The organism is Stenotrophomonas sp. YJH_SMC_65, assembly GCF_059369475.1.
Window position 1 is genome coordinate 397927 of the sequence record NZ_JCAFSR010000005.1, and the last position, 11703, is coordinate 409629.

An 11703-nucleotide genomic window follows, 5' to 3' on the forward strand; every position below is an offset into this window, starting at 1 on the left:
GGCGATGGGCCGGCCATTGAATACTGCCTGCCGTGCTGCACACTGTGCATGATGAGTGACCCGGGCAGCGATTTCCGCCTCTACCATTCCAACTCCCTGGACGTGCTGGCCGCGCTGCTGGCGCGCAACGTGCGTGCGCCGGTTGCGGGTCAGCCGCTGCTGGCGCCGGAGGTGGTGCTGATTCCGCAGGTGGCGATGCGGCGTTGGCTGCAAGCAACACTCGCTGCCGAATATGGCGTGGCCGCCAATCTTGAGTTCCTGACCCCGGGCGAGTTCGTTGCCCGGGCACTCAACGCCAATGTGCCCGGCGAACGCGACGACCTGGACGCGGCCGGCCTGCACTGGAAGGTGTACCAGGCACTGCGCGACCCGGCGTTGCTGGCGCAGCCACCGATGCGCGCGCTGCAGTCCTATCTTGCCGGTAGCGATGCATTGAAGCCGTGGGCGTTGGCCGGTGAACTGGCGTCGGTGTTCGAGAAGTACCAGGCCTGGCGCCGCGACTGGCTGCTGCGCTGGGAGGCCGGCGCCGACCCGGCCGACCCGCAGGCCATCCTCTGGCGCAGCATCGCCGCTGGCCACGACTACCGCGCGCGCCGCATCCAGGCTTACCTGGACCGCTTCGAGGGCGCCGGCCAGCCGTTGCCGCAGGGCCTGCCACCACGCATGTCCGCGTTCGCGACGCTCAACATCTCGCCCGATGTGCTGCGGGTGATGGCCACCCAGGCGCGGGTGGGCGAGCTGCACTTCTATATGCCCACGCCGGTGCAGTCGTACTGGGGTGACCTGCAGACGCTGGCCGAGCGCCTGCGCAGCGGCGCGCCCGATCCCTTCGGTGAAGCGGCCGGTGAGAACCGCCTGCTGGAAGCCTGGGGCGCGGCCGGGCGCGATTTCATGGCGGTGCTGGGCAGTTACGAGGTGGTGCACCCGGCCGGCGAGATTGCCGCGTATTCGGATCCGGAGGACGACACCCGGCCGACGCTGGCCGAAGGTGGACTGTCCGACAGCCTGCTGCATCGCCTGCAGCGCGATCTGTTCCACCGCCGTGCGCTGCCCTCGGGCGAGCTGCGCGACGGGCTGCGCAGCGACGATCCCAGCCTGCAGGTGCATGCCTGCCATACCCGCCTGCGCGAACTGCAGGTGCTGCACGACCAGCTGCGCAGCCTGCTGCAGGACCCGCGCTTCGACCCGCCGCTGCAGGCGCGGGAGATCGCCGTGCTTGCACCGGACATCGACCCCTATGTGCCTTATCTGGAAGCAGTGTTCGGCGGCCGTGGGGGCGAGGACGAGCACATTCCCTATGCGCTGGCCGACAGCAGTCCGCTCGCCGGCGAGCCACTGGCCGACGTGTTCGTGCACCTGCTGGGCCTGCCGGTCTCGCGTTTCGGCCTGAACGAAGTGCTGGACCTGCTGGCCAGCGCGCCGCTGGCCGAAGCGGCCGGGCTGGAGGCGGTGGACTTTGATCGCCTGCATGGCTGGCTGCAGCAGGCTGGCGCGCGCTGGGGCCTGGATGCGAGGCACCGCAACCAGCACCAGGCCCCGGCCGACGACGCCTACACCTGGCAGTTCGCGCTGGATCGCCTGGTGCTCGGTCATGCCACCGGCAGCGAGGCCGACCTGGCCGGTGTTGCCCCGTGGATCGAGCTGGAGGGCGGCGCATTGGAAGCCCTGGACCGGCTGCTGCGCCTGTTGCGCGTGTTGGCGGTCTACCAGCGCCGCCTCGGCGAACTGCTGACGCCGGCGCAGTGGCGGCAACGCCTGCTGTCGCTGCTGGACGCGCTGCTGCCGACTGCGCCCAGTTCGCCCAACAGCCAGCGTGCCCTGGAGCGCCTGCGCAAGCTGCTCAACCAGTTCGCCGATGATGCCGCCAAGGCCGGCTTCACGGACGGGGTGCCGCCGGAGGTCGTGCGCGCGCACTTCGCCGGAGCACTGGGCGAGGCCGATACGCGCGCGCCGCTGCTGACCGGTGGCATCAGCTTTGGCCGCATGGTGCCGATGCGCCTGCTGCCGTTCCGGGTGATCTGCGTGCTCGGTCTCAATGATGGCGATTTCCCGCGCCGTGACCCGGCTGCCGGTCTCAACCAGCTTACTGCCGAGCTGGACACGCCGCGCCGCCGGCCCGGCGACCGCTCCACCCGCGAAGACGACCGCTTCCTGTTCCTGCAGCTGTTCGCCGCCGCGCAGGAGGTGTTCTACCTGAGCTACCTCGGTGCCGATCCGCGCGATGGCAGCGCGCGTGAGCCGTCGGTGCTGGTCAGTGAACTGATCGATGCCGCCGCTGCGTATCACCTCGATCCGCCTGCGGCGGTCCGCGACTTCACCGTGCGCCACGCACTGCAGCCGTTCTCTCCGGCGGCGTTCGGTGACGGTGATCCACGCCGCTTCAGCTATCGCCGCCAATGGCATCCGGCCGCCGGTCGCCTCACCGGCGCGCGCGGAGGCCTGCAGCCGTGGTTCGATGCCGCGTTGCCGCCGCTCGACGATGCGGTGGAAGACGACGTTGCACTCGATACCCTGCGCCGCTTCCTGTGCGATCCGGCCGGGCAGTTCCTGGCGCAGTCGCTGGGCCTGCGCCTGGCCGACGATGTCGAGGAGGTCGATGACCTGGAACCGCTGGTGCTGTCCTCGCGCGGGCCGGAAAAGCGCAGCGTGCAGGCGGCGGTGGTACGCGCCACGCTCAGTGGCGATACCGAGCCGTTGTATCCGCGGCTGCGCGCGCGTGGCCTGCTGCCGTCGGGCCCCCTGGGTGAGCGCCAGTTCGAGGTGGAGCAGTTGAAGACCCGCCCGTATGCCAGTGCATTGCTGGGCTGGATGCGGGGCGAGCCGCTGGAAAGCCGCCGCTATGAAGTGGAGATCGATGGCGTGCGCCTGCATGGCCGTGTGGCCGATCGACACCCCGACGGGCTGGTGCGCCTGCGCGCTGGCACCCTCAATGGCACTGCGGTGATCCGCCAGGGCCTGGATTGGCTGCTGGCCAACGCTGCCGGCGATGCCCTGCCGCTGGTGCAGTTCCATGATGGCGGCGACGCCGGTCCCGGCCCGCATGTACTGCCGGCACTGAGCGCTCCTGCTGCACGCGCGGCATTGCGCGCATTGCTGCAGTTGCGCCAACGCGGACTGCGTGAACCGCTGCGCTTTGCCCCCTACACCGGCTGGGTGCTGTACAACGCGCCGGCCGAAAAGCAGCGCAGCGAAGGCTGGAAGCAGTGGCACGGCAGCGACCGCAGTTGGGGTGAATCCAGCAGCGACGCCTGGCAGCTGCTGCTGCGCGGTGCCGATCCATTTGCCACCGACGCCGGCTATGCCGATCTGCTGCGCAACAGCCAGGTGGTCTTCAGCGCGGTGCGCGAAGGCCGCACCCTTGGCGCCGATGCACGCCAGGAGGGCAGCACATGAGCACCGCCATCGTCGATGAGGACTCCCAGCGCATGGCGGGCGATCCCTATCTGGCCCTGCCGCTGGATGGTATCCGCCTGATCGAGGCCAGCGCCGGTACCGGCAAGACCTTCACCCTGGCCACGCTGTTCACCCGCCTGGTGGTGGAGCAGGGCCTGCGCATCGGCCACATCCTGGCGGTGACCTTCACCGATGCCGCCACCCAGGAACTGCGCAAGCGCATCCGCGAGCGCCTGTCGCTGGCCGCGCGCCTGGTCGATCTGGAACCGGCCGAGGGCGAAGCACCGGACACGAGGCTGACCCGCCAGGTGCTGCAGCGCCATCTGCAGGGGGGCACCGAGAGCGCCGCCGCACTGAAGCGCCGCCTGCAGGTGGCCGCCGATGAGATCGACCTGGCGTCGATCTTCACCATCCACGGCTTCTGCACCCGCGTGCTGCGCGAGCATGCGCTGGAGAGCGGCCATACCTTCGATCCGCCGGAACTACTGGCCAGCGACCGTGAGCTGTTGGAGGAACTGGCGGCCGATCTGTGGCGGGTGCACGCCAACGACGCGGCCACGCTGGAGCCGCTGACCTGGCTGTGGTCCAACCCGGACGCGCTGGCCACCGATCTGCGCGCGTTGCTGGCCGCGCCGCCTCTGCACCCGTTGCCGCGGCCGGTGGCGCTGGCCGATCCACAGCCGGCTTTGCAGGCCGCCGCCACCGAACTGCAGCAGGCGCTGCGCGGGCATGGCGAGCAGTTCTTCATCGACCTCTGCGATGCCGTCGACAACAAGTGGATCAACGGGGTGTCCTACAAGCTGGGTTGGCTGCACTCGCTGGGCCGGCAGCTGCTGGCCTGGGCCGAGCGCGGCGACCCGCGCGAGCTGCTGGCCAGCGAGCGCCTGCCGGCACTGCTGCCGGAGGTGCTGGGCGACAAGACCAACAAGAAGTTCCCCGACCGCACGCCGTCGTCGCCAGTGCAGGTGCCATTGGCGCGCTATGTCGCGCTGCTGGCCGAACGCGATGCCTGGCTGCGTGGTACCGCGCTGAATTTCCTGCACGCGCTTCGCGCCGAAGCCATGCAGCGCCTGCAGGCGCTGAAGCGCACGCGCCGGGTGCAGACCTACGACGATCTGATCGATGGCGTGGCACTGGCCCTGGAAGGCCCGCAGCGGCTGCCGCTGGTAAGGCAGCTGCGCGCGCAGTACCGCATCGCGCTGGTCGATGAGTTCCAGGACACCGATGATCGCCAGTGGAACATCTTCCACACCGTGTTCGGCGATTCGCCGGAGGTGCGCGAACTCGGCCTGGCACCGGCGCTGTTCCTGATCGGCGATCCCAAGCAGGCGATCTACGGGTTCCGCGGCGGCGACATCCACACCTACCTGAAGGCCAAGCAGGTGGCGCAGCAGGCGCCGGTGCTGGACCAGAACTTCCGCTCGCGACCGTCAGTGCTGCGCGCGTTGCAGGCGCTGTACGACAACGGGGGTGAGGACGCCTTCCTCGAGCCTGACATCCAGTTCGAGCGGGTGCGTCCCGGTGGCGTGCGCACCGATGAGGACTATCTGCACGACGGCCACGCCGCCAAGGCACTCACCCTGCGCGTGCTGCGCAGCGGGGGTGACAAGGCGATGAGTGCCGATGCCTCGCGTGAGGCAGCGACCCAGGCCTGCGTCGCTGCGATCCACCAGGCCCTGGTCGAGGCGCGTGCGGGCAAAGCGGTGTTGCGTGGGCGCCCGGTGCAGCCTGGTGATATCGCGGTGCTGGTGCGCTCGCATCGCGAGGCCACGCTGGTGCAGCGCGCGCTGGCTGCGGTTGGCATACCCGCAGTGGCGGCGGGCAAGCAGAGCCTGTTCGCCACCAGTGAGGCACGTGATCTGCGCGCGTTGCTGCTGGCGCTGCTGCAACCGGCAGACGAAGGCCGCCTGCGTGCAGCGCTGGCCACGGTGTTGCTGGGCCAGCGGGCCAGTGCGATCGCGGCGATGGAGCGCGAGGGCGACCTGCAGCGCGGGTTCCAGGCGCAGCTGCTGCACTGGCGCGAGCGCTGGCAGCGCGGTGGTCCGTTCGCGGTGATCGCCGATGTCTGTGCCGCGCACGGCGAACGCCTGCTGGCGCTGATCGACGGCGAGCGCCGCCTGACCAACTACCTGCAACTGGGCGAACTGCTGCAGGAAGCCTCGGCGCAGGCGCTGGGCATGCATGGCCTGCTGGACTGGCTGCAGGGGCAGATGGCCAGCGCCGACCAGGATGACGAGCAGCAGTTGCTGCGCCTGGAATCGGATGCGCGCCGCGTGCAGATCATCACCCTGCACAAGAGCAAGGGCCTGGAGTATCCGCTGGTGTTCCTGCCCTTCGTCGGCATCGACGGCGGCGCACCGAACACCGCCTCGCACTGCACCGTGCACGTCGATGGCCAGCGCCAGCTGCACTGGAAGCTGGACAGGGACGAGGCCTGGGAAGCGGCCAGCACACAGCGCGAGCGTGAGCAGCGGGCCGAGGATGCGCGCCTGCTGTATGTGGGACTGACCCGCGCCGAGCATGCGCTGTGGATCGCCGTGGGTGATCTGGCCGGGCTTGGCAAGACGCGCCTGGCGCCGCTGCTGGGCGACCTGCAGGCGCTGCGCGCGCACGCCGACGTGCACATCGATGACAGTGAGACAGTGGCCGCGCTGCCGCAGCTGGCGGCCGAAGTGGAAGGGGATCTTCCGGCAGTGCGTGCACTGACCCGGCGCGTGCCGCACGACTGGTGGGTATACAGCTTCACCCAGCTGGCGCATGCCGACGCGGGCGCTGGCAGTGATATTGAAGCCGCCGCCACCGAGCTGCCGGCGCCCGCCGCCGACGAACCCGCGGGCCCGGAACTGCCGCTGGAGCCCGCGCTGCCGGAACCCGCCGCCGTCGAAGACAGCCCGCCGGTCGACCCGCGCTTCATGGGCAGCCGCTTCGGCAACGTGCTGCACGAGGCGATGGAGAACGTCGACTTCGCTGCGTGGGGGGGCTGGCAGCCGGGCCTGGAAGCGCCCGAGGGCCAGGCCGAGGTGCTGCGCAAGGCGCTGCACGATGAAGGCTATGCCGACGTCGACCTGGACGATGGCGTGGCGGTGCTGGTGCCGTTGGTCGGCCACACGCTCACCGTGCCACTGCCCGAGGGCGGTGCGCTGCACAGCCTGGGCGAAGGCGAGCGGCGCGCGGAAATCGACTTCCATTTTGCCATCGAACCGACCACGGTACCGGCGCTGTTGCAGCTGCTGCATGCACATGGGGTTTCCAGTGCGCGTCGCGGCTTCGGCCAGCGCCGCCGCCTGGAAGGGCTGATGACCGGCATGATCGACCTGACCTACGTGCGCGACGGGCGCTGGTACGTGCTCGACTACAAATCCAACCGGCTGCCCGGCTACAGTCCGGACCTGCTGGCCATTGCCATGCGCCACAGCGAGTACGACCTGCAGGCGCTGATCTATACCGTGGCCCTGCATCGCTGGCTGCGCTTCCGTCTGGGCGCGGCCTACGATTACGAGCGCGACATGGGGGGCATCCGCTACCTGTTCTGCCGCGGCCTGGATGCAGCCGGCAACGGCGTGCATGTGGACCGCTTCCCGTTCGCGCTGGTGGATGCACTCGACGCACTGTTCGCAGGTGGCGAACAGGCCCAGGCCGAACTGGCCGCACGTGCCCGTGGGGCCAGCGCATGAGCCTGCTGAAGGAACTGCACCAGAAGGGCCTGCTGCGCACCCTCGATCACGCGTTGGCGACCAGCCTGCAGCGGTTGCGCGACGACACGCCGGACAGTGTGGCGCTGGCGGCCGCGCTCGCCTCGCTGGCGGTGTCGCAGGGCCACGCCGGGTTTGATCCGGCACAGCCGCAGCGGTTGCTGGACGGCGTGCCCGAGTGGCCTGCCGCGCAGGACTGGCTGGCGCAGCTGCGCGCATCGCCCTGGGTAGCGACGCCGGAGCAGGCCGATGCCATCGCCGAGGATGCGCCGCTGGTGCTGGAGAACGGCCTGCTCTACCTGCGCCGCTATCGCGAGTACGAGCGGCAGTTGGCGGCCGGGCTGCAGCGCATCGGCCGGCATCCGCTGCCGGCACCGGACATGGCCGCGCTGGCACCGTTGTTCGCGCAGCTGTTCCCGCAGGCACTGGGCAGCGAGGATCACCAGGCACGCGCCGCCGGCGTGACCCTGCGCCATCCGCTGGCGCTGGTCACCGGCGGCCCCGGCACCGGCAAGACCACCACCATCGCGCGGCTGTTGCTGCTGCTGGCCGCACAGGCCCGGCACGCTGGCCAGCCGCTGCCCGAGGTGGCGCTGGCCGCGCCCACCGGGCGCGCCGCCGAACGCATGGCCGAGAGCCTGCGGCTGGCCGTGCAGCGCCTGCAGGAGCACGGCGTGGACCCGGCGCTGTGCGCGGCACTGCCCAGTTCCGGCACCACCCTGCATCGCCTGCTCGGCGTGATCCCGGATTCGCCGCGCTTCCGCCACCACGCCGACAATCCGCTGCCGGTGGACGTGGTGGTGGTCGACGAAGCCTCGATGATCGATCTGCCGATGATGGCCAAGCTGGTCGATGCGATCGCCAGCGGCACGCGGCTGATCTTGCTCGGCGATCCCGACCAGCTGCCGTCGGTGGAGGCCGGCGACGTACTCAGTGCGATCCTGCGTGCCAGCGGTGATGGCATCGGCACCCGCGCCGATGACGCGCAGGCGCTGCGTGGATTGCTGGCGCCGTCCACGCTGCAGCCCCAGGCCGAACCGAACACCTTCGCCGGCCGCCGCGTGCAGCTGCAACGAGGGTACCGGCAGAGCGATGCACTGGTGCTGGCCCCGTTGGCAGATGCCGTGCGCGAGGGTGACGCCGTCGCCGCTTTGCAGCTGCTGCGCGGCGGTGAACTGGCAGGCGTGCATTTCCATGAAGGCGAGGCAGACCCGCTGCGCGGCCAGCGCGAGCACCTGCTGGGCCACTGGCGTGCGTTGGCCGACGCCGCCGATCCGGTGCTTGCCCTGCAGCAGGCCGGGCGACTGCGCGTGCTGACCGCGCTGCGCGAAGGCCCGCAGGGCGCGCGTGGCCTCAACAGCCGTATCGAGCAACTCCTGGCGGGCAACGCCCCGGGCTACTTCCAGGGCCGCCTGCTGCTGGTGACCGAGAACAGCTACCGGCACCGCCTGTTCAACGGCGATATCGGCATCTGCCTGCGCGACCGCAGCGGCGCGATGGTGGCCTGGTTCCCCGGCGACACCGTCGAGCAGCCGCGCGCCTTCCACCCGGCGGCACTGCCCGCGCACGAAAGCGCCTTTGCGATGACCGTGCACAAGGCACAGGGCTCGGAGTTCGATGAAGTGTGGTTGCAGCTGCCACGCCAGGACAGCCGTGTGCTGTCGCGCGAACTGGTCTACACCGGCCTGACCCGCGCCCGCCAGGTGCTGCATGTGGCGGGCAGCGCAGAGGTGCTGCAGGCCGCATTGAAACGCCACGCCAGCCGGTTGGGTGGCCTGGCCTGGCGGCTGGGTGCGGAAGCGGTGGCCGAAGCACCGGCGCGCCTCGAACAGCCCACGGTGCAGGGCCAGTTGTTCTGAATCGGGGTCGGATCCCGGTCCCACCGGGAACGGGCTCTGACCCCTTCACCTGATCGCCAGGCAAAAGCAGTCGAGCACGGTTCGACTCTACAAAAGCGTACTTCGATCATTCCGACGTTCATCCACGCATGGCCTGGACCCACCCCGCCAACCCACGGAGAGCACGCATTTGACGTTGCTGTTGACGTTGTTTCGGCAGGTGCAGGGCGCAGCCCTGCCGCCACACCTATTCCGCGATCAACACCAGCCCATCCGGGAACACGATCGCCGCTTCATCGGCACTCACGTCGAAGAAGCCCACGCCGTGCTTTTCGGCCAGGTCCTGCACGCGTCCATGCGCACGCTCGGCCACCGAATAGGCAAACGCACCGTAGATCACCTGCTGGCCGATGCTGTACTCGGTCACCTCGGCGCGGTCGTCATCGTCGTTGCTCAATGGGCCGTTCAACGGCGGGAAGTCCTGCGCCATCTCCGCGAACCACGCCTGCAGCGCCGCGCTGCTGACTGCCGGGTCGTCATACTCGTGGCGCTCGTTCCACTGCGTCTGCTTCTCGAACCAGGCGATGAAGGCTGCCGCCTCGCGTGGCGCGGCGCTGGCCTCGAACACCATCATGTCGTAACTCATTGGAGCTTCCTGTGCAGAGCAGGGGTCAGCGCCTTCGCCGGCGGCGAGGGATCCGACCCCGGCAACGGGGGCTGTGGACGCACAGGGTATCGCGCTAGGGCTGTTCGGCCGCACTCATGGCCAGGCCCGGCGCCAGCGCCTTCGCCTCCGGGAACAGCGCGAAGCGCAGGCCGATCAGGCCCATCAGCGCCTCGTCGCGCGCCTTGCAGGCGGCCACGCTGCCGACCCGTCCCAGCGAGGTATCCAGCCGCTCGCGCAATGCGTCGGCCGCCACCATCGGCTTGCGTGCGGCAATCTGCCGCCGGTAGTGCACGGCGACCTCCTCAAGAATGTGCTCGACCGCCTCGCGGCTGCGCTCGGGCAGTTCCAGCCGCGCGCGGCGCAGCTGCAGGATGTTCAGGCCGATGCGTGCTTCATTGAGCATGTCCACCGAGGCGATGTCGCTGCCCTCCGGCGTCGCCGCCAGGCGCGGCGCGAGCAGGCCCAGCAGGTCGAGCATGCGTGCGGCGAAGCGCTGGCGGTCCTGCTGGCCGCGCCCTTCGGCGGCCTCGGCCAGCGTGGTCCAGCCCTGCCGCACCAGCCGGCGCGCGGTCCACTCGGCACCCACCGAACGGAACAGGCGGGTCATCACCACCGCAAAGCCAATGCCGATGAACATCGCGATCGACGAGTTGAGGAAGGTCTGGATGTTGGCGCTGTAGGTGTTCTGCAGGCTCAGCAGCGCGGCCAGGTTCACCGTCAGCGGCAGTGCGAACAGCGCGCTCTTGGGGTGGTGCAGCATCAGCCCCAGCGGCAGGAACGCCACCGCCAGCACCAGCGCCAGCAGGCCGAAGTCGTGCACGGCCGGGAACACGCCGAACAGGTACACGCCGGCCACCACCGAGGCGACCATGGCCCACACCAGGAACGACACCATGCTCGGTGCCGGGTCGTCCTGCGCGGCGAAGAACGCCGCCGTCACCGCCGCCATCATCGCGCCGTTGCCACCGCCCTCCCAACCCAGCGCGATCCACAGCACGCAGTAGCTCATCAGTGCCACGCCGGCACTGAGCGCGGAGAACAGCGCCATGCCGTAGTCGACGTGCTTGTCGGCGGCCACGCGTTCGGTACGGATGCGGTAATGCGCGCGGTCCAGCGGCGCGGTGCCGTGGTCGATGGCGTGCTGCAGGGTGCGGCAGTCCTGCCACAGGTCCACCAGTTCCTCCAGGCGCAGCAGCAGGCTGGCCAGCTGCAGATGCTGCAGGTCGCGGTCCACCTGCGGCTTCAGCGCGCTGATGCGCGCGCGCAGGCGGGCGTATTCACTGGCGTTGGTCGGGCCATCCAGCCAATCGTGGATGTCATCGACCAGCGCCGGCAGCCCTTCGGGCAGGGCCTGGCCGTCGCTGCGCAGCGCACTCAGGCGATCGGCAATCGAGGACAGCACTGGCAACAGCAGCAGCATGCGCTCACGCAGGCGCTCCATCGACACCGCAGACCCGGCATGGCGCGGATCATCGCGGCGCAGGAATTCGATCAGTGCCTCGAACTGCACCAGGTCGGCGGCCAGCCGGTTGCGCGGCGCGTGCGCGCGTCCACGTTCAAGGATCTGCCGGCACCACTGCGCGGCGTCCTCCATCCAGTTGCCGATGCGCGCGCGCAGCATCGGGCGTACCGAGGCCGGGAACAGCAGCGAAGCGGCCAGCACCGCCACGACCGTGCCGAGGATGATCTCCTCGCTGCGTGCCACCACCGTGTCGAAGATGGTCTCCGGCGAAGTCACCGCAGGGAAACCGATGAAGGCGGTGGTGTAGCCGGCCAGCAGGAACGCGTAACCGCGCGGGCCGCGGTTGAGCAGGGCCATGAACAGGCAGCCGGCCAGCCAGATCGACATCGCCGCGCTCAGCACCAGCGGCGTTTCCACCAGCGCCGGCAGCACCAGCAGGGTGGCCAGGCCGGCCACCAGGGTGCCAACGATGCGGTACACGCCCTTGGCGCGGGTTGGGCCCAGCAGCGGCTGGCTGACGATGTACACCGTGCCCATCGCCCAGTACGGGCGCGACAGGTTGCCGGCCATGGCGATGTACAGCGCGGCCACCGCGGCCAGGTAGGTCTTGATCGAGAACAGCCAGGCCTGGCGGTCGGTCAGCGCGTTCAT

The 11703-nt window shown here is 69.8% G+C and carries 5 protein-coding genes; 3 read left to right on the top strand and 2 right to left on the bottom strand.

All coding sequences use genetic code 11. The annotated features are described in order from the left end of the window. The first annotated feature begins 48 nt into the window (after positions 1–48). Genes recC through recD form a run of 3 tightly spaced genes read left to right on the top strand, consistent with a single transcriptional unit; the run spans position 49 to position 8944 of the window. Positions 49–3393, top strand: coding sequence for an exodeoxyribonuclease V subunit gamma (gene recC, locus AC5P7A_RS12240; protein ID WP_495220168.1), 3345 nt, complete (start codon positions 49–51; stop codon positions 3391–3393). Continuing rightward, complete coding sequence (gene recB / locus AC5P7A_RS12245) at positions 3390–7067, top strand: exodeoxyribonuclease V subunit beta (protein WP_495220169.1); 3678 nt, start codon at positions 3390–3392, stop codon at positions 7065–7067. The genes recC and recB overlap by 4 nt, the downstream gene beginning before the upstream one ends. Beyond that, complete coding sequence (gene recD, locus AC5P7A_RS12250; RefSeq protein WP_495220170.1) at positions 7064–8944, top strand: exodeoxyribonuclease V subunit alpha; 1881 nt, start codon at positions 7064–7066, stop codon at positions 8942–8944. Before recB ends, recD begins: the two co-directional genes overlap by 4 nt. A gap of 226 nt (positions 8945–9170) precedes the next feature. Here the strand turns inward: recD and AC5P7A_RS12255 are convergent, their stop codons facing one another. Then, on the bottom strand, positions 9171–9569 hold the full coding sequence (locus tag AC5P7A_RS12255; protein ID WP_049405551.1) for a hypothetical protein: 399 nt from the start codon (positions 9567–9569) through the stop codon (positions 9171–9173). Positions 9570–9663: 94 nt separating this feature from the next. Beyond that, positions 9664–11703 (bottom strand): FUSC family protein, encoded by a 2040-nt coding sequence (locus tag AC5P7A_RS12260; protein WP_111205876.1) that lies wholly within the window; start codon positions 11701–11703, stop codon positions 9664–9666.